The organism is Pseudoclavibacter sp. RFBI5 (genome assembly GCF_002931395.1).
In the GTDB taxonomy this organism is placed as follows: Bacteria; Actinomycetota; Actinomycetes; order Actinomycetales; family Microbacteriaceae; genus Pseudoclavibacter.
The window spans coordinates 68,924-94,651 of record NZ_PSYA01000011.1 but is presented as its reverse complement, the minus strand read 5'-3'; the positions used below and the strand labels follow the sequence as shown (position 1 = coordinate 94,651).

Below are 25,728 nucleotides of genomic sequence, written 5' to 3'. Positions count from 1 at the left end.
GTCGACCGTTGCGCCGAGTTAACCTGCTGCCGCCTCCGCGACCAGGGCAGTGTCGACGAACTGCTCGAACCGCACGATGAGTCCGCCGCGAACCACGAAATGGTGGGCAACCCGTGCGTTCAGCGCCTTGCCCGTGGTTCGGTGGGTTGCGGTGTACCGCGCAAGCACGACCACATTCTCCCCCTCGACGATGTAGGAATCGTCGTGGGCAGTCCAGTCCTCCCAGTCGCGGCCGAGGACTTCCATGACGTTCGAGGTCACCCCTCGGGGCGTTCGGTACGTCCCTGCGAGTGGGAACCCTGCCATTTCGGTCCACTCGACGTCGGGGGCCAGGGTGGCCCGGAGCGCGTCGAGGTCGCCCGCCGCTGAGGCGAGGTACTGACGGCGGACCACATCCCGCGGTGCAGCGCTCGTCGTCTCGTTTTCGTCGTCGTTTGTGCTCTGGTTCAGCCCCATGTCATCTCTCCCTTGGCAACTTTGGTCCCGATCTGAGCTGCGATGCCCATCCCGGAGTCGGGGTACTTCTGGTTCAGCAGTGCAGTGGCGGCAGCGCCGTCCGTGGTTTCAGCCAGTACCTTCTCGAACGTGTCGAGGTAGGTGCGGGTGTACCGAAGTGCGCTCGCGTCGTTCGCCGTGTCGGGCAGGCGATGACCTGGGATGACGGTGATCGGGTCGAGGGCCGACATCGCGTCGAGCTGGTCGACCCAGGCCGAGCGCAGTTCGGGCGTGGCGGTGTCTGCGGTCCAGACGTGCTCCTGCTGGAACACGAGAACACCGCCGAGGATGACGCGCTGCGCGGGGTACCAGAGGTAGTGGCGGTCGGGGAGGAGCTCGGAGCCGCCACGGAGCTCGAGCTCTTCGCCGTCGACCGTGATGGTGTCGGAGGTGAGCGGTGAGATCTCGGGGAAGCGTGTCGGCAGGTTCGTGCCGAGCGTGGCCCAGGCCTTGAGCTTGCCCTCGAAGGAGGCCGAGATGTGTTCGATGACGATCGGGGTCGCCGTGACGATTGCCTCGGGGAACGCCTCGGCGATGATTTCAAGGCCGAAGTAGAAGTCCGGGTCCGCGTGACTGACGAACACGGTCGTGAGGGTCTTGCCGGAGTCGAGGATCGCAGCCACAAGCCGGTGCCCGTCAGCTCGAGTGAAGCCAGCGTCGACGAGGACCGCCTCTGTTGGCCCGGTGACGAGCACGGCGGACTTGTTGAGGGAGCCGACGGGGAAGTTGAGATCGAAGACTTCGAAGGAGAGTGTCATGGTCGGTGATCGCTTTCTTTGGCTGTGCAGCGTCTGCCGCACACAAGAAGCAACTTAGCTGAGCAGTCAGCTATTCCCGGAACTTTCGCGGCATGACTCCGCCCCGGTCAGGGCATGATGGGCAGCGCCCGCGCAGCTTCCTTGCTGAGCGCCTCGACCGAGGCAGCGAATGCCGCGCGGTGCTCTTCCGGAAGCACCGCGAGCAGCGTCCGCTCGATGTTGGCAGCGTGCACAGCACTCGAGTGCAACAGCATCCGCTCCCCCTCCTCGGTGAGATTGACCAGCTGGACGCGCGCATCCTCCGTCGAGGGTTTGCGCGTGACGAAGCCGCGCTGCACGCCGCGCTGCACGAGCCGAGTCGCACCTCCCGACGTGAGCACGCGCGCCTGAGCGATATCTCGGACCGCGATGCCGTCTGGGCCAGCCCTCCCGACGACGACCAGGAGCTCGAACAGGGTGTGCTCAAGACCCGTCTCATCCTGGAGCGCCTTGGCGAGGAGATGCTCCCACCCATTGGCGGCCCCAAGGAGTCGGCCGAAGAGAAGGATCCGTGGGTCACTGACCGCCTCGCACACACTCGGAATGACGGTCACTGAACTCATGAAGTCACCCTAATCCGCCTCCTCGCTAAGAGGGTCGTGGTGCTCACAAGAACGCCGCCGGACGACGAAGTGGAGATGGGCGAGACCGCTGCCCACCGGGGAGATGACAACGAAGCCCGGCGATCAACCACCCCACCTAAGGACAACAACCCGGGACTTCGAGCTCGGGAGCCGCTTCCCGGTCACGAGCGCCGGGCCGCCATGACTTGGGGACTACGCCTGACCCGGAATGGCGTCGAAGTCGGCGCCGTTGGCGATAGCGCTCAACGCGGCGAGGTGAGCTTCCACCGCGATGGAACCGACCGGCGTGAGCTTGACCCAGGTGAGACGCCGCGAGTCAGCTCGACTGGCTGACCTCTCCTTGCGGAGCGACACGAAACCGGCGTCGGTCAGTACTTTGATGTGCTTTGAGAGCTTGGCATCATCGATGGCGAGCGCGTCGCGGACCACGGCGAACTCCAGCTCGTCGACGCTCCGGAGCAGTCCGCAGATCCGCAGTCGCAGCGGCGCATGGATGACCTCGTTGAACGCGGGAGCGCGACCGGCCGTCACGCTCCAGCCACCTTCGGAGCGGCGACCTCCTGGCGGAGAGCCTCGTCGTACCGGCGCCCGAGGATGACGGTGGCCGCGAAGGTGACCCCAGCAGGGATGAGCGCCCACCACGGATCGACGCCCAGAAAGTTGAACGCCAGGCTCGACACCATCGCGGCAACGAGCACACCAAGCGTTGCCAGGAGGAGGCGCTTGCTTCGCGGGCCGGCCGGCTTCGTCACGACCACTCCGAAGCGTCGGGAGTAGGTCGTGGTCAGGATCGGGATCGCGACGATCCCGAGCACCAACAGCACCATTGGCCATGCCCCGGGAAGCGCATGCGCACCCGCGAAGATCGCGGTGATCACCCCGAGGGCTGGGTGATACCACCACGGCGTGACGATGCGAGCGGCCAACCCCTGGCTGTCGTGCCCGAGGTCGTCGAGCGCAGCCTGTGCCTGATCCCGGCTGGGCGACTTAGCCCGGCTATCCGGTGTCTGATCCTCAAAGTCACTTGCCATGCTCGCAACTCTATCCAGTGAGTTGCGAACGTGGCAAGTCATCCAGTGCGAGGAATCAGAGAACGACCCTTGTGAGCTCCTGCCCTTCCGGGGTGGTGACCGTGAGGATCGTGCCTGAGTAGGAAGCGATGCCTGCGAGGCCCAGAACGAACTCGTACGTACCGGGAACTGCTCCCGTCGAGGTGAAGCGCGCGCCGCGACTACCCAATCGAGACCAACCCCACGTGCCGGGAGTCGTTCCCGAGGAGTTGAGGGCCCACTGATTCGCAGTGCCGTCGATGTCCACGTCGAAGGTCGTGCCTGCCGTCAGGCTCTCCGTCGTCGTGAGGGAGATCGGGAACCGCGTGGCGTCACTCGTGTTCGCAGAGATGGTGACCGGCTGCGCTGGGCTCGCTGCCATGGCAGGCGCGGCGACGCCGAGAGCAAGAACTGGAGTGGCCCACGCGAGACCGATCACGGTGCGACGCGAGACAGCCTCAGGTTCGGGTGCGGTCATGGTGAAAAATATAGCGACCGCGCGGTCAGGCGCCTAGCACGATTTTGGCGCTGACGACCGGGATAGAGGTCGAGCCGGAGCAGGCATCGCACCACCCGACGTTCTATGCGCTTCGCTCGCTGGCCTGGAGCCACCCCTTGATGGCGTCAGCGACCTCATCCAGGTGAGATTCGAGCAGGAAGTGTCCGCCATCGATGAGGTCGACGCGAGCGTGCGGAGCGTCGCGAGTGAACGCCTCGGCGCCGGCTGCGTCGAAGATCTCGTCGTTACGCCCCCAGACGACGAGGACCGGCACCTGCGAGGTACGGAGCCAGGCGTGCACGGCTGGGTACAGGTCACGGTTGGTGGTGTAGTCGCGGAAGAGGGTCAGCTGCACGTCATCCTGCCCCGGCCGGGCGAGGAGCGCGAGGTCGTGCTCCCACGCGTCGGGGTCGACGGTCGTGATGTCCGGCACGCCGTGGGTGTACTGCCACTCGACGGCCTCCCGGCCGAGGGCGGGACGGAGCGCGTCGCGCGTCTCAGTGGTCCGCTCGGCGGCGTCGGCCCAGATCGGGTCCCAGAAGCCGGGCACGAAGCCCTCTTCGTACGCGTTGCCGTTCTGGGAGATGACCCCGACGACCGCAGCGGGGTCGGCGAGAGCGAGGCGCCAGCCGACCGGGGCGCCGTAGTCCTGGACATACATCGTGTACTGCGTGACCCCGATGGTCGAGAGGAACCGACCGGTCACCTGCGCGAGGGCCGCAAAGGTGTATTCGAACTCGTCGACGGATGGCGCAGCAGAACGGCCGAAGCCGATGTGGTCCGGAGCGATGACGCGGTACCGATCGGCCAGCGCGGGGATGAGGTGCCGGAACATGTGGGAGCTGCTCGGGTACCCGTGCAGGAGCAGAAGCACGGGAGCGTCGGCGGGGCCGGCTTCGCGGTAGAAGACGTCGAGCCCATCGACGGAGACGGTGCGGTGGTGGACGGTGACCATTTCTAACCTCTTTGGCTTGTTTTACTGGTTAGCAGGACGGTAGCATGGATTCGTCGCACCAGACAGTGCGGGAAAGCGAGGAGAGGTGCTTCGCAACGAGGAACTGCTGCTGAGCCTGCTGAACAGCGCACCGGTCATCGAGGGCACCCCGACCGACAGCCTCCAGGGCGCTCCGGGGCGAGATATCGCTCGCAGCTGGGGCGGGACAGGATCCGCGAACGAGCTGGCGCGCCTCCGACGCGTACGACAGGCACTGCAGGCCGTCGTCCGTGGAGACGACGGAGGGGCGATCGGGGAGCTCACGGGCATCCTCGACGATGCCGTGCAGACGCCGCGCGTCACCCCGGATGGCGTGACCTGGGAGCTTCAGGCTCCCGACGACGACCGCCTTGCGGCAGGGGCCGTGCTGGCGTGGTCGAGCGTGATCACGGAGTTCCCCGGGCGCCTCCGCGCCTGCGCGAACCACGAATGCACCCAGTTCCTCGTCGACCACAGTCGCCCTGGCACCGCGAAGTGGTGCTCGATGGCGGTCTGCGGCAACCGGATGAAGGCGCGCACGCACGCACGCCGCTCCAAGGCCTGAGCCAAGCTGCCCGCGAGCGCAGCCCCCCAAGCGATCACTCTGGTCGGGTCAGGCGACTGAAGGTTGTGGGCCCCGTCAGGCCTCGCTGCGACGGCGGGAACCCAGCCCAACGGCCGTCAATCCCGTGATCGCCACTCCCAGCACCAATGCGGTCCCCAAGCTGTGATCGCGTGACGCCGCGCAAGCACCGATCGCCTCCTGCATCCCGTTCCCACCCGTGTCACGAACACCGAGTCGGTAATCCGGGTCGGCGCCGAGGACGGGGGTGCAGACGACCTTGACGGGGTCTTGCGTGGACACGACGACGGACGCGGGAAGCGTGAGGGCGAGAATCATGACGCAGGCTGCTACCGCGGCCAGCCCCCAGGCGATGACAGCAACAATGCGAGCTCGTCTCATTCCGGGATCCTACAACCGTGGCCGTTGCGGCCATCGCCCCTGCCGAGCAGGCCGCCCGCAGTGTCACACGCTGACCACTCTCGGGAGATACTTCGGCGATACTCATCGGCACCGTCCGGCAGTTCACGGGTGGCACAACTCGTGAGCGAACTCGACTCGGCGATTCGACTCCGAACCTACTCAAAGTCTCCGGCACCCATCTCCCCAGTCTCCCCGCACGCGCAGCGCTCCGCAGCCATCGGGGACTGAGAAGTTTCGGGGACCTGCGCCTAGAGCATTCCGAGCACGGCCAGCGGCCTCCGAGTGCTGGGTGGATCTCACAGTGCGAGCATGAGGCCATGCTCAATCTGTTGACGCTTCCGGCCGAACTCTCGACGACGACCGCGCCCATCGCGATCCGTCGAGCGACGCTCGGTGACCTCCCCGCACTCATGGGACTGCTGTCCGGTGACCCGATCAGCGCGTCTCGGGGCGACGTTGCCGATCACGCCGATGAGACGCTGTACCGCAGGGCGCTCGAGGGCATCATCGCCGACCCTGGCAACGAGGTCATTCTTGCGACCGACCTGGCCGGAGCCCCCGTCGGCACCCTGCAGCTCACCCTCATCCCCGGGATGGCCCGCCGAGGAGCCTGGCGGCTCCAGATCGAGGCGGTTCGGGTTGCGACCGACCATCGTTCGTCCGGGATCGGCACGGCCCTCATGAACTGGACGGTCAGCGTGGCTGCGCCGGCACTCGGCGCCACGCTCGTGCAGCTGACGTCCGACAGCGCCCGCGCCGACGCGCACCGCTTCTACGACCGCCTCGGTTTCCGGCCCTCGCACACCGGGTTCAAGCTCACCCTCGACACCGCCCGCCAACCGGGGCTCTGACCGGGAACGCGCTGCTGGTCGCCTCGGGGCTCAGCAGCACAGGGGTTTTGCGAGGCGGCGGCGATGACGGGGTTTCTCGGCCATGATGTTGTGATGGTGAGCAGCGAACCGAAGAAGCGCATTCTGCGCCTGGCCTCCAGCTCGCCGTGGCACGGAGATGCGGGCTCGCCGGCGTGGCCCTACGACGTCGACTTCGTGCTGAGCGAAGACCAGGTGTGGAGTATCGGGTTGAGCGAGGGGGTGGGTCACGGGGCTGCCGGACGTGTCGTCAGCGTTGAAGAGGCCCTCCAGACGCGCTCACTCGCGCACATCGTGAAAGCCGAAGGGAGCTGGCTGGTCCCCTACCTTCGGCGACTGCATGCTGGCGGGCGAGTCACCGAAGAGGAGCTCGTCGAGGACTACCTCCGTCGGCACGGCCGCCGTCCGCGCGTAATTGCCTAGTCGGAGCATCACGGCGACGGCCTCGTCGACTCCCACCGACCGAGAACGAGCTGCGGGCGCCAGGAGTTGAGCTTCCTCTGTCAGTGCAAGAGCTGAGCCCGTATGATCACGCCTCGTGAAGAGCGTGAACGTTCCGATGATCGTCGATTCCGGCTCATGGTGGGACGAGGGGGTCGAGGTGCCCAAGATCGATCACGAACTTGCCGGGCCCGCGACCTGGCTGCGGGGCCATCCGTCGGTCTTCGACACAGATCACGACGAGACGCTCCTCTTCGCCGAGACCGGAAGCGGAGTCTCCCGGTGTGGAACGGCGGACGACTTCAGTCAAGACATCCTGTTCGAGAACGTACCCATGGGGTACACCGGCCTGACACTGCTCGAGAAGCGCGCGGTCGTCATGGGTGGTCGCGTTGCGCGCCTGTGGCCAGGTGAACGTCAACCACTGGGATACGTCGCGACCACGGTGGATGCGGCGGGGCGGCCTCTCGGGGCGGGCCACGATTCGATCCTCTGGCACAGCATTCACCGCGCGCTGCGATGGTCGACGATCGTCACGGATCGCCCGTTCACCGTCGGCGCCGTGCAGAGCTCACAGGCCTGGCACTGATCGCCGTCGACTCAGCTTCGCAGCGTCCGCATCCGACTGCCGGTCAACCGGCTTGGTGAGCCCGTTCGACTCGTCAGCTTCCTAGCCGGCGACCCACGAAGCGGTGAGACCTGCGCGGAGGGCACGATCGAGGTCGCCGAACGGACGACCGCTGAGCACGATGAGGGGTGCGTTGCGAGTGGCCTTCCGCTTGCTCCCCCAGGTCATTCCGACGAATGCGAGCTGGTCGGCGTCGGCGGTCCAGATGAAGACGACGCCATCACCTCCACGGGCCTGCTCGGGCAGTGGCACGTACCGGGTCGGGTCTCCGGATGCGAACGCCGCGTGGAGCCGCTCGAATGCGTCCGGGCTGAACGCGTGGTAGCCCTCGAAACGCTTCCGGAGCGGTGTGCCGGTCTGCTCACGGACCCAGACTCGCGACCAGGACCCCGCGATCGCCCCGATAGCGAGGACTCCGAAGGTCACGGCGAGGATGATGATCGCGATGGGAAGAATCCCCAGCCCCCGCAGCGCCTGATAGCGCGGGCGCGACGCTTCCTGAGCGCTCTCCTTCGAGTACTCCATCAACCCGGCGAAGTTCACCACCGCGAACACCACCGCTGCTACGCACAGCAGGAGCGCGCCCGTCGCCACGATCGTGCGCGGCAGCGAACGCCGAGAGACGAGGCCGGGAGTCCGCGAGAGCGTCGTGTCGTAGAGAGGCACACCCCCAGCATCCCAGGTCTCGGAGCCTGCTGCTCGTGTGAGCTGCGCACCGAGCTGAGGAGCACACCGGTCGCCTGGGCCCGATGGACCTGTCGGCGGTGGCTGATACCGTGCCCGGCGTGAAGATCCTCCTGCTCTCTCGCTGTCCGGGTGCGCTCGCCTCTTTCCTCGCGGAGTCGACAGATCGTGAAGGCCCGCTCCGCCTCGGCTACATCGACGACGCCCAGGTGGCTTTCTCGGAGGCTCCGTTCGTGCGCGCAGAACGCGACTCGGTGGAGGAGCTGGGCCACGAGGTCGTCGGCATCACCGTTCGGGGCCTGAGCGTCACCGAGTTCGAGCGCGTACTCGGAGGACTGGATGCGTTGTACGTGGCGAGCGGGAGCACCTTCGCGCTCCTTGAGGCGCTGCGCGTGTCAGGCTGCGACGCTCCGCTGATCAGGCACGTGCGAGCGGGGCTCCCCTACGTCGGGTCCAGCGCCGGATCGATCATCGCGGGGCCCGACGTCACCCCTGCGTCCCTCATGGACGACCCCGCAGATGGGCCCCTCCTCACTGATCTCACCGGCCTCGGACTGGTCGAGCAGACGGTCATCCCGCATGCGGATGGGCAACTGCCGCCCTACCCGCCGGACCTGATTCGCACGACGCTGGACACGTACGGAGCTGACTACCCGTTGCTCCCCCTCGCCGACGACCAGGCCCTTCTCGCCGATGGAACGAGTACGCGAGTGATCGACTCAAGCTGCTGATCGGAGTGCTCCGATCCTCACCGAACGATGTGCATATCTCTCATCGTGATTGCGTCGCGATGTCGAGAAGTCGCCTCGTCCAGTCGGCCAGCGCGGCGGTGGCGCATCGAGAGATGACAGCGCCCGGCATCATGCTCGTGAATCCGTGGAAGGCACCCGGCCACACGTGGAGTTCCGCGTCGCCGCCTGCTGCCCAGATGCTGCTCGCGTACGCGACTGTCTCATCACGAAAGACCTCGACGCTGCCGCAGTCGATGTAGGTGCGCGGGAGGTTGGAGAGATCGGTTGCTCGGGCGGGGGCGGCGAAGACGGAGACATCCTCGCCGGCGCGGCGGGATCCGAGATAGGCGTCCCATCCGAAGCGAGTCATCTGCCGATCCGCGACCCCGATGCCGTCGATCTGCCTGGTCGACACCGTGCAGTCCCGGTCGTCGAGCATCGGCGACACCAGGATCTGCGCCATCAGGGCTGGCCCTTTCCGTTCCCGGGAGAGAAGGGCAGTACCTGCGGCGAGCCCACCGCCGGCGCTCTGGCCGACGACGACGATGCGTTCTGGGTCGATGTGGAGCGCATCGGCGTTCGCTGCGACCCAGGCCAGCCCCGCGTAGCAGTCCTCGACCGGATACGGGTCGGGATACTCGGGGGCGAGGCGGTAGTCGACGCTGATGAGCACCACGTCGTGGTCGTTCAGGAGCCAGTCCTCGTACGAGTCCAGATTCCCCAGGTAGTGGCCGAACATCATGCCACCGCCGTGGATCGTGTAGAACGCGCTCGTGATCCCGGTGCGACCGATGCGCTGGACAACGGCGAGGGTGATCGGATCACCGAGGTGGCCTGGCACGGTGAGCGTCCGCCGTTCGTACCCGCGAGCCCGCAGCCGCTCGTCGAGTTCATCTTCCGTGATGTCGAGGCCGCGCAGGTGCGGGAGCATCTCGGTCGTGAGGGTGAGAGGCCCGTGCGCTTCGAGTGCGGTGAGGAAGGTGGCCAGCTCGGGATCGAAGGCCGGGCGAGGTGTGAGGTCAGACATCGGTGGACTCCTGTGTGGTGATCGACGTGGGAAGGGTGCGACGCGAACGTTGGATGCCGATGGCGACGAGCGCCGCAGCGAGGGCGGTGATGCTCAGACCGGCGATGAGCGTCGCGTCTTGCAACGATGCGAGTCGGTCCGGGGTCCAGGTCACCGTCGCGATAGTGCCGGCGACATGGGGGGCCAGGATCGTGCCAGCAGCGGTGATCCCGGCTGCGGTGGCGATCTCGCTCGCGGTGTCGACGAGGGCGGCACCGATGGAGGTGCGGTTCTCGGGGAGGCCGCGCAGGACGTTGTTCCCGGCGACGGCGCCGACTACCCGCATCCCGGCGGCGACGAGCACGAGCGCAAGCAGGATCCAGGCATAACCGAAGCGACCCATGAGCGCGAACACGGCAAGGCCCGCGACGACAGCGGTCGCGCTCATCCAGGCTGCTCGATCAAGACCCAGCAGTCGGGCAACCGGGCCGACGAAGCGGCCGCTCACGAGAAGCACCACGACCTGCGGCAGCGTAGCGATCGCGGCGAGGGCGGGCGACCACCCCCACGCGAGCTGCAATTGCACTGTGACCAGGTACGACAGCCCCGCCATCGCAAGGCCCGCGGCGGCCTTGTACGCCAGACCACTCGCGACCTGAGGCTGTACGACGAGTCGCAAGTCCAGCAGCGGATGGCGCGCCGTGCGGGCACGGACCACGAATGCGACGGCCGCGGCGACCGTGGCCGTCGCCGTGCTCCACTCCACAGTGACGTCGGCACCAGCGACGAACAGGGTCGGAGTGAGCAGGACGCCGACGACGGTTGCCGTGCCGAGGATCGCGCCGATCACATCGATGCGGTCGCGGTGAAGATCTGCTTGCTGGTCAGCGGCGATCCCCGCGCGAATGCCAACGAAGGCGATCGCTGCGATCGGAGCATTGGCCACCATCAGCGCCTGCCACGGTGACACGGCAAGAGCGAACCCGCCAATCGTGGGCCCGGCGGCGAGGCCCACCAACCCAGCAGTCGAGATGACCGTCAGCGCCCGCACGCGCAACTCGTCTCGAGCGAAGAGCCGGAAAGCCAGCGCCATCGATCCTGGGGCCGTCATCGCCGCGGCGACGCCCATCAGCGCGCGTACGGCGATGAGCTGCTCGATCGACGTGACGAACACGGTCAACGCGCTCACGATCGCGAGCAACGTCAGGCCGGCGAGCATGATGCGGCGGCGACCGAACCGGTCAGCGACCGAACCGAACAGAAGCATGAGGCCGCCGAAGGCGAGCGAGTACGCCCCGGAGACCCACTGCAGCGAGGCGGCGGGTGCGATGAGCTCGCGCCCGATGGAGGGGAGCGCAACGTTCAGGACAGAATTGTCGAGCATCTCGAACAGGAACACCGCAGAGAGGCCGGTCAGCGCAACCCACGCATCGCGCAGACGTGGCGGGGGAGCCTGTACGGCGGCAGGCGTCGTCGATTCGAACATGAGCGCACTCCTTCGATGAAGAAGTGGCGACTCCGACGAGACCGCTTGTGCGTTTCCGTCTGCCTCAGCAGGACGGGATTTTTCCCTCTGCGTGAAGGCTAGCGCATCACCGCCCTATCCCGAGCGTGGTGACGGGCTCCGCATTCTCCAGGCCTGTCGTACCCGTCTTCCCGTGTGCCCTCCCAGGAGTCTCGGCGCTGGGTCGCGTTTCGCTAGCATCGGCTGAATGTCGAACACCACGGACGCGTACTCCCTCCGAGCCGACGAGTACAGCAGCCTCCTGGGTTCGATGGAGTCGGTGCACGACTCCGACCGTCAGCTCATCGATAGCTGGGCGGCGGCGGTTGACGGTCGGGGGCTGGACGCCGGTTGCGGGCCCGGGCATTGGACGAACTACCTGGCCAATCGGGGGCTCGAGGTCCGGGGCATCGACCTGGTCCCGGCCTTCATCGAGCGTGCGCGATCCTCGTATCCCGGCGTGCGATTCGAAGTGGGGAGCATCGACGAGATCGACGAGCCCGACGACTCCCTCGGAGGCATCCTGTCCTGGTACTCGACGATCCACCACGACCCGTCTCGCATCTCCGAACCCCTCACCGAGTTCGCGCGAGTCCTGCGCCCGGGCGGCCTGCTTGTCCTCGGGTACTTCGAAGGTCCCGCGTGCGAAGCGTTCGATCACGCCATCACTACCGCGTACCGGTGGCCGGCGAGCGAGCTCGAGCAAGCCCTGGAGGCATCCGGATTCGAAGTGCTCGAGTCCCATCGGCGAACGAGCAGAACCCACAGACCGCACGGCGCTGTCATCTGCCGACCCTCGCTCGCGCCTGACTGAGCAGCTGGCAGCCTCTTCCTTGTGTCAAGCGTGCTTGACGTGTATAACTGTCTCGACAGTCAAGCTAGCTTTACACATGGGAGTGCAACATGGACACCGAGCGTTCTTCGTACACAGCGGACACTCGAAGCCGGTGGGGCCGAGTCAAGTTCGGTGGGCGCTGGTCGGCGCTCTGGCTGGCGATCCCCTCCGGCCTGCTCCTCGCCTGCGCCATCGCAACGATTCTGGTGCTGACAGGGTCCGCCGGCCCACACCCGCTCGTCGGGTGGTTCGCGACGGTGCTGGTGTCGTTCTGGGCCTGTGCCGGTCTCGTGTGGGCGCTGTCCGTCGACCGGGACAGCCTTCGAGGGGCCACCCCGCGTCCCGAGCAGTCGGTGGAGTCGGCGTGGATCGAACGCGCGACGAGTGGCGCGTTCGGCGACACCCTGCTCGTGACCGGTCTCGGCACCGCGGTCATCGCGGTCGGGAACCTCGACATTCCCGCGCTCCTTGCTCTGGTCGCCGTGATCATCGTCGCGATGGGATCGGTGAGCATCCGGTATGGCCTCGAGCGAAGGCGAGGCTAGTCGGTGAAGAACGAGCTCCCGGCGCTTCGCAAGCAACGCGGGTGGTCGCAGCAGCGCCTCGCGGAAGAGCTCGGCGTCTCCCGCCAGACGGTCATCTCCATCGAGCGCGGCCGCTTCGACCCCTCGCTACCCCTCGCGTTCCGACTCGCGCGCGTCTTCGAATGCCCGATCGAGAGCATCTTCGACGACGATGACGCCGACGGGGCCGACGACACCGAGTGACGGGTCCCCTCTGACGACTCCCGCAGGCATCCGCGAGAAGGGCCGCGTCAGCCGTCGTCGCGCGGGCGTTCCGTCAGCCCGAGGAGGGCGATGACCTGCTCGGCGTGCGCGCGCGCAGCCGCCGCGCTCGGTGCGGGCGCCAGCCCGAGCAGGCGGCGACGGTGCGGCTCACCGAGGAGCAGCCCGAACAGCGCCTCCGCCAGCGCCAGTGCCTCCGCGTCCGTCTTCACCTGCACGAGCCCGCTCGCAGGAGAGAGGCACTGCGCAAGCAGGGCGACGTACCCCCGTGGGCCGCTGGAGTAGAAGCCCGACGCGAGCTCCGGGAACTGCGCCGCTTCTCCGATCATGAGCCGGTGCAGGCCGACGGCGTTGTCCGAGTGCAGGACGAAGACGAGCCGCGCTGCGGTCTCGAGCAGCGACTCGGCGGTCACCCCGTGGTTCGCGAGGTCGCGAGCGCGGAACCGCTCGATCGCCGCGGTGAACACCTCCGCCTTGTCGCCGAAGTAGGTGTAGATCGTGCGCTTGGTGACCCGTGCGGCTGCTGCGATCTCGTCGACGGTGACCTGGCCGTAGCCATTCGACACGAACAGCGCGACGGCGGCGTCCAGGATCTGGTCTCGGCGCTCCTCCCGCTCCTGGGCGGTCGGGCGGCCCCGCTTGCGGCTCGTGCTCGACACGGTCTCGCTCATCCGCAGTGCTCCCCACCTCGTGCTTCGCATGTCGACCCTCGACGACAACCATCCTATAATGAGACGTATTCGTTTCATTACCCGCGTGGTCATCCCTCGCGGTCGATCGCGCCGAGCCCCAGAAGGGTCAGGCGAGAGGAGCTCCCAATGGCTGCACGCAGATCCGCAACCCCGCGGAAGACAGCGTCGAATCCACCCCCAGCGCACACCACGTCCCTCGACAGCGAGGGACTCGTCGAGTTCTACCGCCAGATGGTGCTGGTCCGGCGGTTCGAGGAGCGCGCCGCCCGCTCGTACACGCAGGCGGAGATCGGTGGCTACTGCCACCTGAACCTCGGTGAGGAGGCGACGGTGGTCGGCCTGATGGCGTCGATGGAGTCGACCGACTACCTCTTCACGAACTACCGGGAGCACGGGTACGCGCTCGGGCGAGGCATCGCGCCAGGGCGGATCATGGCAGAGCTCTACGGGCGCAGCGGCGGCGTGTCAAAGGGGTGGGGCGGGTCGATGCACCTCTTCGACCTGGAGTCGCGCCTGCTCGGCGGGTACGGCATCGTCGGCGGGCAGGTGCCGCTCGCCACCGGTGCGGCCCTCGCGATCGACTACCGCAGCGGACAAGAGGCCGTGGTCTGCGTCATGGGAGACGGCACCACGAACATCGGGGCGTTTCACGAGTCGCTGAACATCGCTGCCCTGTGGGACCTTCCGGTCGTCTACGTGGTCGTCAACAACGGCCTCGGGATGGGCACCACGGTCGAGCGCGCCTCCGGCGAGCCCGAGCTGCACAAGCGGGCATCCTCGTACCGGATGGCATCCGCCCGCGTCGACGGGAACGACCCGGTCGCCGTCCGGGACGCCGCGGCCAGCGCGCTCGCGAGCGCCCGGGCCGGCAAGCCGTTCCTGCTGGAGACGGTGAGCGAGCGGTTGAAGGGCCACTCGGTCGTCGACCCCGCGAAGTACCGCACCCGCGAGGAGGCTGAGGCTCTCAAGGTCGGCGACCCCATCGCCGCGTTCGCGGTTCGCCTCGCCGAGCAGGGACTCCTGACTGACGAGGCAATCGCCGACATCGACGCTGCCGCCATGGCCGCCGTCGCGGAGGCCGTCGCGTTCGCCGAGGCGAGCCCGCACCCGTCGGTCGACACGCTCTTCGACTACACCTACGCCACACCGGTTCCCAACGATTCCCGCAGGCTGCCCGGCCAGCCACTCTTCGAACCATCCCCCTCACCCACGATCGGAGCATCCGCATGAGCATGATGACCTACCGTCAGGCGCTCCACGACACCCTCCGCGCCGAGATGCTGCGAGACGAGAACGTGCTGCTCATCGGCGAGGAGATCGGCGTCTTCGAGGGCTCGTACAAGATCACCGCCGGCATGCTCGCGGAGTTCGGCGAGAAGCGCGTGCGAGACACCCCCATCGCCGAGGAGGGGTTCACGGGAGCCGCCATCGGCGCCGCGATGCTCGGACTGCGCCCGGTCGTGGAGATCATGACCATCAACTTCTCGCTGCTGGCCCTGGACCAGATCGTGAACCACGCCGCGAAGATCTATGGCATGTTCGGCGGTCAGGCCCGGGTCCCCCTCGTCATCCGCACCCCGGGCGGAGGTGGGCAGCAGCTCGGCGCCACGCACTCGCAGAACATCGAGCTGTACTACGCGTTCGTGCCAGGAATGAAGGTCGTCGCCCCGTCCAGCCCCGCTGACGCGAAGGCGCTGCTGCTGGCCGCGATCCGCGACGACGACCCCGTGCTGTTCCTCGAGAACCTGGCGCTCTACAACACCAAGGGCGAGGTGCCGGACGACGACACCCCCGCCGAGATCGGCCGGGCCGCCGTGACCCGCGAGGGTGCCGACATCACCGTGGTCGCTTACTCGCGCATGGCGGCCGTCGCCCTCGAAGTGGCCGAGCGGCTCGCCGAGACCGAGGGCATCGACGTGGAGGTCGTCGACCTCCGCAGCCTGCGCCCACTCGACCGCGACACCGTCATCGCATCCGTGAAGAAGACCCACTGCGCCGTCGTCCTGGAAGACGACTGGCTCACCTACGGCATCGGCGCCGAGATCGCCGCGACCATCTCGGACGGCGCCTTCGACTGGCTGGACGCACCCGTGCGCCGGGTCGCGATGGCCGAGGTGCCCATGCCCTACTCCAAGCCGCTCGAGACCGCCGCGCTCCCTTCCGCGGACGACGCCGCCACCGCCATCCGGCAGACCCTCGCCGCGGTCTCCCGCCGCATCTAAGGACACCCCATGATCGATATCTTCATGCCCCGCCTCTCCGACACCATGCAGGAGGGCGCCATCGCCGCGTGGCACAAGCAGCCAGGCGACGCCGTCGCCGTGGGCGACCTCCTCGTCGAGATCGAGACCGACAAGGCCACCATGGAGTACGAGGCCTACGACGCCGGCGTCCTGCGCGACATCCTGGTCGCCGAAGGCGAGGTGGCGACCATCGGCACGGTCATCGCGCGCCTCGACGACGGCAACGACGACGCGCCAGCCGCGAGCGCGGACGCTCAGGCTTCGGAGGTCGCTCGGGAGGTCGCTTCCCAGGCCGACCACCAGGGCGCAGTCGGACAGCGGCTGTTCGCGACGCCGCTCGCGCGCCGACTCGCTCGCGAGCACGAGATCGACCTGTCTGGCGTGCTGGGATCCGGCCCCGGCGGCCGGATCGTCCGCGCCGACATCGAGGATGCACGCGCACGTCAGGCCTCCCCCGCGGACACGGCCATCGCTTCGTCAGCTCGATGCGCATCGAGCCCGACGGCGGGCCAGGCCACCGGCGGCGGCACCCGCACCAGCACCAGCGCTCCCGATGCGCGACAGCCGACTGCAGTCCCGTTCGACAAGACCCGCGAAGTGATCGCTCGGCGCCTCAGCGAGAGCAGCAGCACGGTGCCGCATTTCTTCGTCACGGCTGTGGCCGACGTCGAGGCCCTCCTGGCGCTCCGAGCCGAGCTGAACGGCAGCCTCGAATCGACGGGGCGCCCCAAGATCAGCGTCAACGATCTCCTCGTGCGCGCCTGCGCCATCGCGCTCCGCGCGCATCCGGGAGTCAACGCCTCCTACTCCCCGGAGGGCCGCGGAGAGACCCTGCTCCACGGGCGCGTCAACATCGGCATCGCCATCGCCTCCCCGACTGGCCTCGTCGTGCCGGTGATCGACGACGCAGACCTGAGACCGGCGTCGCAGATCGCGCGCGAGTCTCGGCGACTGGCCGGACTCGCGAAGGAACGCAAGCTCGGCGCCTCGGAGATGGCGGGCGGCACGTTCACCATCAGCAACCTCGGCATGTACGGCGTCGAGCAGTTCACCGCCATCATCAACCCGCCGGAGGGGGCGATCCTCGCGGTCGGCGCGGCGAGGCCAGAACCCGTCGCGATCAACGGGGCAGTCGAGGTGCGTCACCGCCTGCGATACACCCTCTCCGCCGACCACCGCATCATCGACGGAGCCCTTGCCGCGGAGTTCCTCGCCACGCTGACGGGGCTCCTCGAACGGCCCATGCGCATCATCGCCTGAGCAACTGGAATGGCGGTCGCGGGGACGGTCGCGCCCCCGCGACCCCGACCCGGTGATGGCGGTCCGGCTTCCCGGGCGGCGATCTCGTACTGTGGTGGGACCGTCGCTCGAAACCGGAGAGCCCGGGCGACGCCCACTCCAGGGGGAAGCTGAAGGAGGGACCACATGGGCCGACCGAGTCTTGTGCATGAGCGGCGCCCGCAGATCGTCGCGGCCGCGAAGCGAGTCATCGGGAAGTACGGAGTCGAGGGCGCGACCCAGGAGCGCATCGCCTCCGAGGCGCAACTGAGCCGGGCGCACATCCGTCACTACGTCGGCAACCGCGACGAGCTCATCCAGCTCGTCTGGAACTCGACGATGGACCCGTACGCGCAGGAGATGCACGAACGGGTGCAGGCCGCGCGCTCCGGCCAGGGGCTCGAGGGGGTGCTCGACTTCCTCTTCGGCACCGGTGTCGAAGCGAGTCCAGACGATGCCGTCTTCGATGCGTTCCTGGCCTGGTCCCAGCACGACGAGCAGGTCAGGCGGCGCCTGCTCGACAGCTACGCGACCGTGGTCACCGAGGTCGCCGCGGCGATCAGGGCGACGCACCGGGAGATGGACGTCGCACGGAGCGAGGCGCTCGGCTACGCCATGCTGTGCCTCACCATCGGGTCCTCGAGCATGAGCGTTCTCCAGTTCCCGGACGCGCAGACCAGTCCGCTTCGCGACCTGGCGGCGTCGATGATCCAAGCGGCGGCGGCTGCCTGAGCGCCGCCGCCCGATCGTGGCTCAACTGCGATCGGCGCTCGGCACCTCGAGACTGCGGGTGCTCTCGTCGTCGCCGACCTCGTCCTCCGATCGGATCTGCGCGGGCAGACGGCGGAAGCCCTTCGTCATGAAGCCGAGGTAGATCACCCCGATGATCAGCCAGGTGATGCCGAGCATCTTCGCCGAGGAATCGATGCTCACCCAGAGGGCGACATTGGTGGCGACGCCGATCAGCGGGAGGACGAGGTAGCGGACCACATCCATCCCCGAACGCCGGCGCTGGCGAACGAAGTAGTGGTTGATCACGGCGATGTTGACCATGATGAAGCCCGTGATGGCGCCGAAGCTCGTGAGCGAGGTCGCGCCGAGGAGGTTGTCGGTGAAGAAGACGGCGCCGAGCGCCGCGACGGAGACGAGCACGATGTTGTTGACCGGGGTTCCGAACCGCGGCGACAGCTTGCCGAAGAACCGCTTCGGGAGCAGACCGTCACGCCCCATGCCGTAGAGCACGCGGGAGACGGCGGCGACGGCGGCCATCGCGCAGAGGATGCTCGCGGCCTGATCGGCGACGAAGAACGTGATGTTCAGCGCTTCTCCCCCGATCCGGGGCAGGAGCTCGAAGATGCCGGTATCCGGATCCTCGAATTCCGCGTACCCGGTGGGCCAGGCGATCTGCAGGAAGTAGGCGATCGTCGCGAAGCCGAGGCCCGCGCCGATGCACATGATCAGGATCGCTCGCGGGATCGTGACGGTCGGCTCGTGGGTCTCCTCCGCGAGCGTGGAGACGGCGTCGAAGCCGAGGAAGGAGACGGCGAGGATCGAGGCCGCCCACATCACGTTGCCGAAGTTGAACGTCTCGGGGTTGTAGATCGCCTCCGGCACGAAGAGGCCGCCAGCTCCACCGCCCTGGAGGACGTAGCTCGTGATCAAGCCGATGAGTACGACCGCGAAGATGATCTGCGCGGAGACGACGGCGATGTTGAGTCGGCCGGAGACCCGTGCTCCGAGGATGTTCATGACCGCGCCGAAGCCGGCCGCGAGCAGCACCCAGATGGCGGTCGGGATAGCGGGAACGTACTCCTCCATGTAGATCCCGAACAGCAAGTAGCAGATCATCGGGAGCAGCATGTAGTCGAGCAGGAACACCCAGCCGGTCGCGAAGCCGAGGTAGGGATGCACGCTCTTCTGCACATAGGTGTACGCGGACCCGGCGACCGGGAAGGCCTTCACCATCTGCGCATACGAGTACGCGGTGAAGAACATGACGACCAGCGTCACGAGGTACGCGAGGGCCATCATGCCCCCGCTGAGCTCGGTGGCGATGCCGTAGAAGTTGAAGATGGCCGTCGGGGCGAGGTAGGCAAGCCCGAACGCCAGGAGGTGACGCAGCTTGAGTGATCGAACGAACTGGGTGGCTTGACTCACGGGTGCTCCTCTGGGGGTCTCCGTCGACTGCACTGTCGCGTGGAGTGGGGCACGAATCGTGCCCTCTGGCGAATAGATTACCAACATTGCTAATTTATGCCAGACTGCATTTCCAAGTTGTTACGTCTCTACCCGCAAGGAGCGCTCATCGTGGACCTGATCCTGACGAACGGCAGATTCTTCACCGCCGACGAGGCCGCTCCGTGGGCGAACGGAGCCGTCATCCGTGACGGCCGGATCGCGCAGATGCTCAGGGAGGAGGACTCGCTGGCCCTCCCAGCCGAGGGGCTTCCCAACTACGACCTGGGCGGACGACTCGTTCTGCCCGGCCTGATCGACGCCCACACGCATCCCAGCGGCGTCGCGAAGAGCGCCTGGCACGTTTCCCTCCCGCAGACGGACGACGTGGACGCGATCCTCGCCTTCATCCGCGAACACGGCGAGCGGCACCCCAAGGAGGAGGCGCCCTACCTGTTCTTCGAGTACTACCCGAGCACGCTGTTCGCGGGAAGCGCCCCGACGAAGGAGCTCCTCGACTCGGCGATCAGCGACCGCCCCGTGCTCTGCCAGGACTTCAGCGACCACGCACACTGGGTCAACTCGAAGATGCTCGAGCTGCTCGAGGTCGACGAGCACACGCCAGACCCCGTGCCTGGCCTCGAGATGTTCGTCCGTGACGCACACGGCGTGCCGACGGGGCACATCCTCGAGTTCGCGCACCTCCGCTTCATCGACCGCCTGTACGACTCCATCGGGTGGCGCCCACCAGAGGAGCTGACCGCCGAGAGCCTGAAGCCGTTCTTCGAGTTCATGACCCGGCACGGCGTCACGTCCCTCTTCGAGGCGCTCATCGAGGACGAGGATGTGCTCCCCGCGCTCCGCGAGCTCCACCGACGCGGGGAGCTGCACACCAGGTACGAAGGCGCCGTTCGGTTCCGGACCCTCGCCGACCTCCCCGACGCGATCGAGCGAGCCCAGCGCCTCGACCGCGAGCACGGCACGGATCACATCCGCGTGCGAACGCTCAAGCTCTTCCTCGACGGCACGAACGAGAGCGGGAACAGCGCGGTCCTCGCTCCGCTGGTCCACGACGACTCCGGCAGCCTCGGCGAGATGCAGATCGAGACCGACGAGCTCGTGAGCTGCCTGCTGCTGGCGAACGAGGCGGAGATCGACGTGCACATCCACATGGTCGGCGACCGCGCCTTCCGGGCTGGATGCGATGCCGTCGCGGCCGCCAAGGAGTCGCTCGCCGAGACGGGCGGTGCCTGGCGGACGCAGGTGACGTTCGCGCACTGCGAGCTCATCGACCCGGCGGACATGCACCGGCCAGCCGAGCTCGGCATCATCGTGAACTGGACGAACCACTGGTCGGCGGGGTACTTCGGTGAAGAAGCGAAGAGCTACCTCGGGGACGAGCGATGGAATCGGATGTACGACTTCCGGGGCGTCCTGCAGGCCGGCGCCTCGATGACCTTCGCGAGCGACGTCGTGACGAACTTCGAGCTCCACCGAGGAAACCCGTTCTTCGGCATGCAGGTGGCTGCGACGCGGGTCGACCCTGAGCTGCCCCTCGATCCCGACCGCTACCCGGGGAGCGTCCGGCCGAGCCGCGAATCGCGCTTCGAGGTCACCGCGCTCCTGCGCGGGCACACCATCGAGGCGGCTCGACAGCTCCGGATCGATGACAGAGTCGGGTCCCTCGAGGTCGGGAAGGATGCGAACCTCGTCGTCCTCGACAGGGACCTCTTCGACGTGGAGCTCGACCAGCTCGGCCAGGTGAGCCCGTCGGCGGTCCTGTTCGAAGGAGAGCTGGCCTTCGGCTCGCTCACCTAGACCGACGGCGGTCTCCGTCCGCGAAGTCCTCAGCGAGATGTGCGCTTCGGAACGAGCAGAGTGATGAGGAGAACGGCGAGACCTGCGCCTCCGGCGACGAACCCCGCCATCTGGAGTATCCCGGCACCGATGTTCGCATCGAGTGCCGTCGGGTCGGTGATGAGGACCGCCGAGGCGAGCGCGATGAATCCGATGGCAAGAAGAATCGTTCCGAGAAGTCGCATGCAGTGTTCCTTTGGTTGAAGCGCGGTTGGGTGTGGTCGTGATGCGTGTCCGGCTCAGCCCTCGTGGAGCGTGTACCCGACCCCGTAGACGGTGAGGAGCCTCGACGGCGTCTGCGGATCGGCCTCGATCTTGGCCCGGAGGTTCTTCACGTGGGTGTCGATCGTGCGGCCTCCGATCCAGCGATCTGTGCCATGCAGGCGGTCGAGCAGGCGGGCGCGGCTGAGGACGATACCGGGGTGCAGGGCGAACTCCTCGAGCAGGTCGAACTCCGCGCGGGTGAGGTCGAGGAGCCGATCGGAGAGGGTGGCTCGACGCCGCTCCGGGTCGATCTCCAGGTCGCCGACGGCGACGACCCTCGTGGCCGGCGCCGTGCGGTGGACTCGCCGCAGAAGCGCGCGGACTCGGGCGACGAGCTCGCGCGGGCTGTACGGCTTGGCGAGGTAGTCATCGGCGCCGAGCTCGAGCCCGAGGAGCAGATCGTTCTCCGTGGAGCGTGCGGTGAGCAGGAGTATCGGGAGCTCGAACTGCTCCTCGCGCAGCGTGCGGCAGACGGTGAGGCCGTCGGCCCCGGGGAGCATCACGTCGAGGACCAGCAGGTCGGGCGCAGAGCGACGCACCTCGGAGAGCGCTTCGGCGCCGTCGGCCAGCACCGTCACGTCATGCCCCTCGCGTTCGAGGTAGCGGCGGACGAGCTCGGACTGCAGCGCATCGTCCTCGACGATCAAGACTCTGGTCACGACCCAACCCTAAGCACGCGTCCGCCATGCGGTCTGGCTCTGCACTGAACGCTCACAAGTCCCTCACATCCGAGGACGAGCGTGGGTCACGGCCGCTCACGACACGAGGAGGACTCATGCTCCGCATCACCCACCGATCCCTGACCGCCACAGCAGGCGCCATCGCGCTCGTCGGAGTGCTCGCCGCGTGCTCCGCACCCTCAGCCGACCAGAGCCCTGAGGGTGACACCGGCATCGCGACGTTGGAGACGACCGCTCCGGCCCCGACCGAGGCAGCCGATGCGCTCATCGCGGAGTACGGCGAGCCGGTGCGCCTGCGTCTCGACATGTCGGACGAAGAGGAGGCGGACGCCTGGAAGGCGCGGGATCGCTGCCTCGAGGACCACACCGATGCACCGCAGGACGCCCCCGTGGGCGGCGGCGGAGACTCGGTCAGCGCCAGCGACGGTGGGGATCCGGTGAAGGCCGCCGAGGCCGAGGCTCTCTGCCTGCGCGTGGCGCCGCTGCCTCCGTGGGAGCTCGACGTGCAGAACCCGGATGCGCTGCGGTTCGCGCAGGGCGTGGTGGACTGCTTGCACGATCGCGGCGTCCGCGAGGTCGAGATCGCGGAGGCGGACCAGTTCGGCCGGATCAATATCGCCTTCGGCGGTGAGACGAACGATGCCACCTCGATCTCGCTTGGCATGCAGTACGTGGATGCCTGTGTGGCCTCCGAATCGGATGGGAGCGCTGCATGACGAGAGGTCGTCGCCGCACCGCGCTCATCGTCGCGCTCGCGGTCTGCTCCGCGCTCGCCGCGGGCGCCGGCGGTGCCGCCCTGGTGCTCCGGCCCGCGAATGAGGCAGCCCCCGTGGAGGAGACAGCCGCGCCGTCCACCACGGTCGTCGAGCGTGGCGAGCTCGTGCAGACCGCTCGCCTCGACGGTGCCGTCGGCTTCGGCGCCGCGGCCCCCGTGACGACGAAGGCGGATGGCATCATCACCTGGCTGCCCGAGGCGGGCGAAGTCCTTGATCGGGGGTCGGTGGCCCTGCGCGCGAACGAGCGCCCGGTGCCCGTGCTCATCGGCGAGGTTCCGCTCTACCGCGCGATCGACAAGCCGAAGATGGAGGGGGCCGATGTCAGCATGGTCGCGTCGAACCTGATGGACCTCGGCTACCTGTATCCCAGCGACATCGACACGTTCGAGACGGGGAAGCACTTCAAGCAGGCAGTGCGGGACTGGCAGGAGTCGCTCGGCGTCGAGCGCACCGGCATCCTCGGACCCGCCGACGTGGTCGTCCTGAGCGCGTCGAGTCGCGTCGCCGCCGTGAGCGCCCGCCTCGGCGACACTGCGGCTGGCCAGCCATACACGGTGACGCTCACGAGGCGCGTCGTCGAGGCGTCCGTCCCGGCGCAGGACGCGGGGGTGATCGGCGCCGGTGCACGAGCCACGATCGAGCTGCCGGATGGACGCGTCGTCGACGGTTCCATCGACAGCGTGAACACGACCGGCGAGGGGGCCGAGGCGAAGGTCGACGCAATCGTCGCGATCGACGATCAGGCCGCCCTCGACGGCGTCGACGCTGCCGCCGTGACCATCCGCATCGTCACCAGATCGGTGCAGGACGTGCTGATCGTCCCCGTGGCCTCGCTTGTCGCCCTCGCCGAAGGCGGGTACGCCCTGCAGGACGACCGGGGCGGACTGCACGGCGTCGAGATCGGTCTGATCGCGGACGACCGCGTCGAGGTCAGCGGCGAGGGAATCGACGCCGGCATGACGGTGGTGTCGGCACGATGACGACGACGCCTGCACTCGAGCTCGAGCGAGTCAGCCGCATCCACCCCGGTGGAGTCGTCGCCCTCGACGACGTCTCGCTGCAGATCGACCCCGGTGAGCTCACCGCGATCGTCGGACGCTCCGGCGCCGGCAAGTCAACGTTGCTCAACGTGCTCGGCACGCTCGACCGCCCCACGAGCGGTGCGGTTCGCATCGGCGGGACCGACACCCGAAATCTCACGGATCGTGCGCTCTCCACCCTGCGGGGCAGCACGATCGGGTTCGTCTTCCAGGGCTTCCACCTGAGCGACGGCGTGACCGCCGAGCAGAACGTCATGATGGCGCTCCTCTACAGCGGCGTTCCGAGGCGAGCGCGCCGCGATCTCGCACGCGCGGCGCTCGAGCGCGTCGGGCTCGAGCACCGCATGGGGCACGCGGCGCAGGAGCTCTCCGGCGGCGAACGGCAGCGAGTCGCCATCGCCAGGGCGATCGTGACCGATCCGCTCGTCGTCCTCGCCGACGAACCGACCGGCGCCCTCGACACCGCGAACGGCGAACGTGTGCTCAGCCTGCTCGAGCGGCTGCACGACGAGGGCACCACCGTCGTCGTCATCACCCACGACGTCGAGCTCGCCACGCGACTGCCGCGCCGCGTCGAGCTGAGAGACGGCCGCATCGTCGCCGACACGAACACCGCCACCACCACCGATGCCGGTACCGAGGCGGTGGAGCATGCGTGAGCGCCGCAGACGCCTCGGCCTCCGAGACCTGCTCGAGGTGGGCACGGTCGGGCTTCGCACTCGGCCGCTGCGCGCCGTGCTCTCCACCATCGGCATCGCCATCGGCATCGCCACGCTGGTGACCGTCACCGCGGTGCCCGCGTCCTCGCAGGCCGCGCTCGACGAACAGCTCACCGCGCTCGGCGCGGACCTGCTGCGCGCCGACCCACGTGCAGGTGCCGACGGAGACCCCGTCCCGCTTTCGGCCGAGGCGCTCGGCATGCTGCAGCGCATCGGGGCCGTGACCGATGCCGCGACGGTCGGCAATGCCCACGCCCCCATTCGCAGCAACGAGCTCCGCGAGTACCCGGAGACCGGGCTGACGACGCTCGCCGTTCGCGGTGACCTCCCCGCGGTGCTCAGGGCGGAGGTGACCTCCGGTCGCTGGCTGGCAGAGAGCGACCTGCCCACAGCGGTGCTCGGCATCGACGCCGCTGAGCGGCTCGGCCTGTCCCAGCTCCCCGACCGTCCCGTCACGATCGACGTCGGCGGCGTCGCGTTCACCGTCATCGGAGTGCTTTCCGCGACGCCGCTCTCCGGCGACCTGCAGTCAGCGGTCCTCGTCGACGATGCTGCGGCGCAGCGCTGGCTCGGCTTCGATGGCGCACCGACGGTCGCCTACGTCACCGGAGACGAGGCGTCGATCGAGGCGCTGCGTCCGGTCGTCGCCGCGACCCTCTCCCCGGGGGCGAGCGGGCTCGTGCAGGTGAGTCAGCCCTCGGCCGTCCTCGCCGCGAAGGACGCCGCCCGTTCCAACTTCGATGGGCTGTTCCTCGCGCTCGCCGCGGTCGCGCTCGTGATCGGCGGCATCGGCATCGCGAACACGATGTTCGTCTCCGTGCTCGAGCGTCGCCGGGAGATCGGCCTGCGACGCGCGCTCGGCGCACACCGCGGGCAGATCCGGGCCCAGTTCCTCCTGGAGGCGATCCTGCTCTGCGCGCTGGGCGGCGCATCCGGAGTGCCGCTCGGGCTGCTCGGCACCGCAGCTTGGAGCGTCGTGCAGGGGTGGCCGCTGGTCGTTCCGGTGGAGACGATCGTGGCAGGTATGACAGCGGCGCTTGCGACAGGCGCAGTCGCCGGACTCGCCCCCTCGATCCGCGCCGCGCGACAGTCGCCGACGGCGGCCCTCGCCGCGACGTGAGCAGGCAGGGCGTCGACCG

At 68.0% G+C, this 25,728-nt stretch carries 32 protein-coding genes; 17 read left to right on the top strand and 15 right to left on the bottom strand.

The window, feature by feature from the left end; genetic code table 11:
• Positions 1–18: 18 nt before the first annotated feature.
• From C5E06_RS14635 to C5E06_RS14610, 7 genes are all read right to left on the bottom strand, one after another.
• Positions 19–456, bottom strand: a complete 438-nt coding sequence (locus C5E06_RS14635; protein WP_104239828.1) for a nuclear transport factor 2 family protein — start codon at positions 454–456, stop codon at positions 19–21.
• Positions 447–1,253 carry an MBL fold metallo-hydrolase gene (locus tag C5E06_RS14630; RefSeq protein WP_104307378.1) on the bottom strand — a complete coding sequence of 269 codons (807 nt, stop codon included), beginning with the start codon at positions 1,251–1,253 and terminating at the stop codon, positions 447–449. Before C5E06_RS14630 ends, C5E06_RS14635 begins: the two co-directional genes overlap by 10 nt.
• A 107-nt stretch (positions 1,254–1,360) precedes the next feature.
• Positions 1,361–1,855 (bottom strand): MarR family winged helix-turn-helix transcriptional regulator, encoded by a 495-nt coding sequence (locus C5E06_RS14625; protein ID WP_104239830.1) that lies wholly within the window; start codon positions 1,853–1,855, stop codon positions 1,361–1,363.
• 213 nt (positions 1,856–2,068) lie between these two features.
• Positions 2,069–2,407: a transcriptional regulator gene (locus C5E06_RS19700; RefSeq protein ID WP_258067672.1), complete on the bottom strand. Its 339-nt coding sequence runs from the start codon at positions 2,405–2,407 to the stop codon at positions 2,069–2,071.
• The gene (locus tag C5E06_RS19695) at positions 2,404–2,907 is read right to left on the bottom strand and encodes a hypothetical protein (protein ID WP_258067670.1); all 504 of its coding nucleotides are present in this window, start codon (positions 2,905–2,907) and stop codon (positions 2,404–2,406) included. The genes C5E06_RS19700 and C5E06_RS19695 overlap by 4 nt, the downstream gene beginning before the upstream one ends.
• Positions 2,908–2,962: 55 nt before the next feature.
• Positions 2,963–3,403, bottom strand: coding sequence for a hypothetical protein (locus C5E06_RS14615; RefSeq protein ID WP_104307376.1), 441 nt, complete (start codon positions 3,401–3,403; stop codon positions 2,963–2,965).
• A gap of 103 nt (positions 3,404–3,506) precedes the next feature.
• A complete protein-coding gene (locus tag C5E06_RS14610; RefSeq protein ID WP_104307375.1) occupies positions 3,507–4,379 on the bottom strand; it encodes an alpha/beta fold hydrolase in 873 nt (290 codons plus the stop codon).
• An 85-nt stretch (positions 4,380–4,464) separates the two neighbouring features.
• Here C5E06_RS14610 and C5E06_RS19835 point away from each other — a divergent pair, with 85 nt between their 5' ends.
• Complete coding sequence (locus tag C5E06_RS19835) at positions 4,465–4,962, top strand: CGNR zinc finger domain-containing protein (protein WP_104307374.1); 498 nt, start codon at positions 4,465–4,467, stop codon at positions 4,960–4,962.
• Positions 4,963–5,037: 75 nt separating this feature from the next.
• Here C5E06_RS19835 and C5E06_RS14600 read toward each other — a convergent pair whose 3' ends face one another.
• The gene (locus tag C5E06_RS14600) at positions 5,038–5,361 is read right to left on the bottom strand and encodes a hypothetical protein (protein WP_104307373.1); all 324 of its coding nucleotides are present in this window, start codon (positions 5,359–5,361) and stop codon (positions 5,038–5,040) included.
• 338 nt (positions 5,362–5,699) lie between these two features.
• Between C5E06_RS14600 and C5E06_RS14595 the strand changes: the two genes are divergently transcribed.
• The 3 genes from C5E06_RS14595 to C5E06_RS14585 all read left to right on the top strand — a co-directional run bounded on the left by C5E06_RS14595 (position 5,700) and on the right by C5E06_RS14585 (position 7,281).
• Positions 5,700–6,233, top strand: coding sequence for a GNAT family N-acetyltransferase (locus C5E06_RS14595; RefSeq protein ID WP_104307372.1), 534 nt, complete (start codon positions 5,700–5,702; stop codon positions 6,231–6,233).
• Positions 6,234–6,326: 93 nt separating this feature from the next.
• Positions 6,327–6,674, top strand: a complete 348-nt coding sequence (locus C5E06_RS14590) for a hypothetical protein (RefSeq protein ID WP_104307371.1) — start codon at positions 6,327–6,329, stop codon at positions 6,672–6,674.
• A gap of 115 nt (positions 6,675–6,789) precedes the next feature.
• Entirely contained in the window at positions 6,790–7,281 is a 492-nt protein-coding gene (locus tag C5E06_RS14585; protein ID WP_104307370.1) for a hypothetical protein, read from the top strand.
• Positions 7,282–7,362: 81 nt separating this feature from the next.
• Here the strand turns inward: C5E06_RS14585 and C5E06_RS14580 are convergent, their stop codons facing one another.
• A complete protein-coding gene (locus C5E06_RS14580; protein ID WP_104307369.1) occupies positions 7,363–7,986 on the bottom strand; it encodes a hypothetical protein in 624 nt (207 codons plus the stop codon).
• 119 nt (positions 7,987–8,105) lie between these two features.
• On the opposite strand from C5E06_RS14580, the gene C5E06_RS14575 reads away from it, so the two are divergent.
• Complete coding sequence (locus C5E06_RS14575) at positions 8,106–8,735, top strand: Type 1 glutamine amidotransferase-like domain-containing protein (protein WP_104307447.1); 630 nt, start codon at positions 8,106–8,108, stop codon at positions 8,733–8,735.
• Positions 8,736–8,775: 40 nt separating this feature from the next.
• On the opposite strand, the gene C5E06_RS14570 is transcribed toward C5E06_RS14575, so the two are convergent.
• Together C5E06_RS14570 and C5E06_RS14565 are read right to left on the bottom strand one after the other, a co-directional pair.
• Entirely contained in the window at positions 8,776–9,762 is a 987-nt protein-coding gene (locus C5E06_RS14570; RefSeq protein WP_104307368.1) for an alpha/beta hydrolase, read from the bottom strand.
• Entirely contained in the window at positions 9,755–11,227 is a 1,473-nt protein-coding gene (locus C5E06_RS14565; RefSeq protein ID WP_104307367.1) for an MFS transporter, read from the bottom strand. Before C5E06_RS14565 ends, C5E06_RS14570 begins: the two co-directional genes overlap by 8 nt.
• 226 nt (positions 11,228–11,453) lie before the next feature.
• On the opposite strand from C5E06_RS14565, the gene C5E06_RS14560 reads away from it, so the two are divergent.
• From C5E06_RS14560 to C5E06_RS14550, 3 genes are all read left to right on the top strand, one after another.
• Positions 11,454–12,059, top strand: a complete 606-nt coding sequence (locus tag C5E06_RS14560) for a class I SAM-dependent methyltransferase (RefSeq protein WP_104307366.1) — start codon at positions 11,454–11,456, stop codon at positions 12,057–12,059.
• Positions 12,060–12,148: 89 nt separating this feature from the next.
• On the top strand, positions 12,149–12,625 hold the full coding sequence (locus tag C5E06_RS14555; protein ID WP_104307365.1) for a hypothetical protein: 477 nt from the start codon (positions 12,149–12,151) through the stop codon (positions 12,623–12,625).
• Between the two features lie 3 nt (positions 12,626–12,628).
• Positions 12,629–12,847: a helix-turn-helix transcriptional regulator gene (locus tag C5E06_RS14550; protein ID WP_104239862.1), complete on the top strand. Its 219-nt coding sequence runs from the start codon at positions 12,629–12,631 to the stop codon at positions 12,845–12,847.
• 47 nt (positions 12,848–12,894) lie between these two features.
• Here the strand turns inward: C5E06_RS14550 and C5E06_RS14545 are convergent, their stop codons facing one another.
• Positions 12,895–13,536, bottom strand: a complete 642-nt coding sequence (locus tag C5E06_RS14545) for a TetR/AcrR family transcriptional regulator (RefSeq protein WP_104239863.1) — start codon at positions 13,534–13,536, stop codon at positions 12,895–12,897.
• Between the two features lie 147 nt (positions 13,537–13,683).
• Here C5E06_RS14545 and pdhA point away from each other — a divergent pair, with 147 nt between their 5' ends.
• The 4 genes from pdhA to C5E06_RS14525 all read left to right on the top strand — a co-directional run bounded on the left by pdhA (position 13,684) and on the right by C5E06_RS14525 (position 17,810).
• Positions 13,684–14,787, top strand: coding sequence for a pyruvate dehydrogenase (acetyl-transferring) E1 component subunit alpha (gene pdhA, locus C5E06_RS14540; protein ID WP_104307364.1), 1,104 nt, complete (start codon positions 13,684–13,686; stop codon positions 14,785–14,787).
• Complete coding sequence (locus C5E06_RS14535; protein ID WP_104301204.1) at positions 14,784–15,779, top strand: alpha-ketoacid dehydrogenase subunit beta; 996 nt, start codon at positions 14,784–14,786, stop codon at positions 15,777–15,779. The genes pdhA and C5E06_RS14535 overlap by 4 nt, the downstream gene beginning before the upstream one ends.
• Positions 15,780–15,788: 9 nt before the next feature.
• The gene (locus C5E06_RS14530; protein ID WP_104307363.1) at positions 15,789–17,060 is read left to right on the top strand and encodes a dihydrolipoamide acetyltransferase family protein; all 1,272 of its coding nucleotides are present in this window, start codon (positions 15,789–15,791) and stop codon (positions 17,058–17,060) included.
• Positions 17,061–17,225: 165 nt separating this feature from the next.
• A complete protein-coding gene (locus C5E06_RS14525; protein WP_104239867.1) occupies positions 17,226–17,810 on the top strand; it encodes a TetR/AcrR family transcriptional regulator in 585 nt (194 codons plus the stop codon).
• A 21-nt stretch (positions 17,811–17,831) separates the two neighbouring features.
• Here C5E06_RS14525 and C5E06_RS14520 read toward each other — a convergent pair whose 3' ends face one another.
• Entirely contained in the window at positions 17,832–19,235 is a 1,404-nt protein-coding gene (locus C5E06_RS14520) for an APC family permease (RefSeq protein ID WP_181062996.1), read from the bottom strand.
• Positions 19,236–19,385: 150 nt separating this feature from the next.
• Here C5E06_RS14520 and C5E06_RS14515 point away from each other — a divergent pair, with 150 nt between their 5' ends.
• A complete protein-coding gene (locus tag C5E06_RS14515; protein ID WP_181062995.1) occupies positions 19,386–21,071 on the top strand; it encodes an amidohydrolase in 1,686 nt (561 codons plus the stop codon).
• A gap of 29 nt (positions 21,072–21,100) precedes the next feature.
• Here the strand turns inward: C5E06_RS14515 and C5E06_RS14510 are convergent, their stop codons facing one another.
• Positions 21,101–21,295 (bottom strand): hypothetical protein, encoded by a 195-nt coding sequence (locus tag C5E06_RS14510; RefSeq protein WP_104301194.1) that lies wholly within the window; start codon positions 21,293–21,295, stop codon positions 21,101–21,103.
• 54 nt (positions 21,296–21,349) lie between these two features.
• Positions 21,350–22,033 carry a response regulator transcription factor gene (locus tag C5E06_RS14505; protein WP_104239871.1) on the bottom strand — a complete coding sequence of 228 codons (684 nt, stop codon included), beginning with the start codon at positions 22,031–22,033 and terminating at the stop codon, positions 21,350–21,352.
• Between the two features lie 116 nt (positions 22,034–22,149).
• Between C5E06_RS14505 and C5E06_RS14500 the strand changes: the two genes are divergently transcribed.
• The 4 genes from C5E06_RS14500 to C5E06_RS14485 are packed head-to-tail and all read left to right on the top strand — an operon-like array spanning position 22,150 to position 25,709.
• On the top strand, positions 22,150–22,770 hold the full coding sequence (locus C5E06_RS14500; RefSeq protein ID WP_104307360.1) for a hypothetical protein: 621 nt from the start codon (positions 22,150–22,152) through the stop codon (positions 22,768–22,770).
• Positions 22,767–23,810 carry a peptidoglycan-binding protein gene (locus C5E06_RS14495; protein ID WP_104307359.1) on the top strand — a complete coding sequence of 348 codons (1,044 nt, stop codon included), beginning with the start codon at positions 22,767–22,769 and terminating at the stop codon, positions 23,808–23,810. Before C5E06_RS14500 ends, C5E06_RS14495 begins: the two co-directional genes overlap by 4 nt.
• Positions 23,807–24,529 carry an ABC transporter ATP-binding protein gene (locus tag C5E06_RS14490; protein WP_104307358.1) on the top strand — a complete coding sequence of 241 codons (723 nt, stop codon included), beginning with the start codon at positions 23,807–23,809 and terminating at the stop codon, positions 24,527–24,529. Before C5E06_RS14495 ends, C5E06_RS14490 begins: the two co-directional genes overlap by 4 nt.
• On the top strand, positions 24,522–25,709 hold the full coding sequence (locus C5E06_RS14485) for an ABC transporter permease (RefSeq protein ID WP_104307357.1): 1,188 nt from the start codon (positions 24,522–24,524) through the stop codon (positions 25,707–25,709). Before C5E06_RS14490 ends, C5E06_RS14485 begins: the two co-directional genes overlap by 8 nt.
• The last annotated feature ends 19 nt before the right edge of the window (positions 25,710–25,728 follow it).

What these genes read in the sequence shown, in the direction of transcription:
- C5E06_RS14635 (WP_104239828.1), bottom strand. Translation starts at nt 456, where the DNA reads ATGGGGCTGAACCAGAGCACAAACGACGACGAAAACGAGACGACGAGC.
- C5E06_RS14630 (WP_104307378.1), bottom strand. Translation starts at nt 1,253, where the DNA reads ATGACACTCTCCTTCGAAGTCTTCGATCTCAACTTCCCCGTCGGCTCC.
- C5E06_RS14625 (WP_104239830.1), bottom strand. Translation starts at nt 1,855, where the DNA reads ATGAGTTCAGTGACCGTCATTCCGAGTGTGTGCGAGGCGGTCAGTGAC.
- C5E06_RS19695 (WP_258067670.1), bottom strand. Translation starts at nt 2,907, where the DNA reads ATGGCAAGTGACTTTGAGGATCAGACACCGGATAGCCGGGCTAAGTCG.
- C5E06_RS14615 (WP_104307376.1), bottom strand. Translation starts at nt 3,403, where the DNA reads ATGACCGCACCCGAACCTGAGGCTGTCTCGCGTCGCACCGTGATCGGT.
- C5E06_RS14610 (WP_104307375.1), bottom strand. Translation starts at nt 4,379, where the DNA reads ATGGTCACCGTCCACCACCGCACCGTCTCCGTCGATGGGCTCGACGTC.
- C5E06_RS14600 (WP_104307373.1), bottom strand. Translation starts at nt 5,361, where the DNA reads ATGAGACGAGCTCGCATTGTTGCTGTCATCGCCTGGGGGCTGGCCGCG.
- C5E06_RS14595 (WP_104307372.1), top strand. Translation starts at nt 5,700, where the DNA reads ATGCTCAATCTGTTGACGCTTCCGGCCGAACTCTCGACGACGACCGCG.
- C5E06_RS14590 (WP_104307371.1), top strand. Translation starts at nt 6,327, where the DNA reads ATGGTGAGCAGCGAACCGAAGAAGCGCATTCTGCGCCTGGCCTCCAGC.
- C5E06_RS14570 (WP_104307368.1), bottom strand. Translation starts at nt 9,762, where the DNA reads ATGTCTGACCTCACACCTCGCCCGGCCTTCGATCCCGAGCTGGCCACC.
- C5E06_RS14565 (WP_104307367.1), bottom strand. Translation starts at nt 11,227, where the DNA reads ATGTTCGAATCGACGACGCCTGCCGCCGTACAGGCTCCCCCGCCACGT.
- C5E06_RS14560 (WP_104307366.1), top strand. Translation starts at nt 11,454, where the DNA reads ATGTCGAACACCACGGACGCGTACTCCCTCCGAGCCGACGAGTACAGC.
- C5E06_RS14555 (WP_104307365.1), top strand. Translation starts at nt 12,149, where the DNA reads ATGGACACCGAGCGTTCTTCGTACACAGCGGACACTCGAAGCCGGTGG.
- C5E06_RS14545 (WP_104239863.1), bottom strand. Translation starts at nt 13,536, where the DNA reads ATGAGCGAGACCGTGTCGAGCACGAGCCGCAAGCGGGGCCGCCCGACC.
- pdhA (WP_104307364.1), top strand. Translation starts at nt 13,684, where the DNA reads ATGGCTGCACGCAGATCCGCAACCCCGCGGAAGACAGCGTCGAATCCA.
- C5E06_RS14535 (WP_104301204.1), top strand. Translation starts at nt 14,784, where the DNA reads ATGAGCATGATGACCTACCGTCAGGCGCTCCACGACACCCTCCGCGCC.
- C5E06_RS14530 (WP_104307363.1), top strand. Translation starts at nt 15,789, where the DNA reads ATGATCGATATCTTCATGCCCCGCCTCTCCGACACCATGCAGGAGGGC.
- C5E06_RS14525 (WP_104239867.1), top strand. Translation starts at nt 17,226, where the DNA reads ATGGGCCGACCGAGTCTTGTGCATGAGCGGCGCCCGCAGATCGTCGCG.
- C5E06_RS14510 (WP_104301194.1), bottom strand. Translation starts at nt 21,295, where the DNA reads ATGCGACTTCTCGGAACGATTCTTCTTGCCATCGGATTCATCGCGCTC.
- C5E06_RS14500 (WP_104307360.1), top strand. Translation starts at nt 22,150, where the DNA reads ATGCTCCGCATCACCCACCGATCCCTGACCGCCACAGCAGGCGCCATC.
- C5E06_RS14495 (WP_104307359.1), top strand. Translation starts at nt 22,767, where the DNA reads ATGACGAGAGGTCGTCGCCGCACCGCGCTCATCGTCGCGCTCGCGGTC.
- C5E06_RS14490 (WP_104307358.1), top strand. Translation starts at nt 23,807, where the DNA reads ATGACGACGACGCCTGCACTCGAGCTCGAGCGAGTCAGCCGCATCCAC.
- C5E06_RS14485 (WP_104307357.1), top strand. Translation starts at nt 24,522, where the DNA reads ATGCGTGAGCGCCGCAGACGCCTCGGCCTCCGAGACCTGCTCGAGGTG.